Annotated in this window: 1 protein-coding gene; it reads left to right on the top strand. The window is 62.2% G+C overall.

The genetic code is table 11. The annotated features are described in order from the left end of the window. Positions 1-368: 368 nt before the first annotated feature. Positions 369-566 (top strand): oxidoreductase (locus PX554_RS26585; RefSeq protein ID WP_476712856.1); only part of this gene is annotated, 198 nt, incomplete at its 3' end.

Raw genomic sequence — 566 nt, 5'->3', positions numbered from 1 at the left:
TACCGCAAGCGTTCCGCCGTCGCCCGCATCAACGCCGGCGATTACGACCCGCCCAATGGCGCCCCGGACCGGCCATCATAATTGTCGCTGGCTTCGCGCTCGGGAGCACCCTTGCTGAGGCAACGGGTAATTGTCGCCAGCGGCAATTACATGCCAACCATCCCATGCGCTTCAAACCCTCGCTTCCGGCCAGCGCCAGCGACAATTACCCAGCGTCGTAATTGTCGCTCGACGGTTGCTCCTCGCAACAGCAAATGGTAGCCAGAATTCACCAACCGGCGCGGCCACCTATCGGCCATCAAAATTGACGCCGACCGGACTCCGTAATCGTCGCGCTACACCTATCATCACAACGAAAGATCGAGACAATGACCCAGACGGACCTGTTCAATTCCTACGACCTCGGCGGCCTCACGCTGACGAACCGCATCGTCATGGCGCCGCTGACGCGCAACCGCGCCGGAGTTGGCCTCGTGCCCAGCGCGTTTGCGGCGGACTATTATGCCCAGCGCGCGAGCGCCGGGCTCCTCATTACCGAGGCGACTCAGGTCTCTCAGCAGGCCCAG

This window comes from Sphingomonas pollutisoli (assembly GCF_029167165.1).
Taxonomy (GTDB): domain Bacteria; phylum Pseudomonadota; class Alphaproteobacteria; order Sphingomonadales; family Sphingomonadaceae; genus Sphingomonas; species Sphingomonas pollutisoli.
The sequence above is the reverse complement of the archived record's forward strand: the minus strand, read 5'-3'. Positions and strand labels throughout refer to the sequence as shown.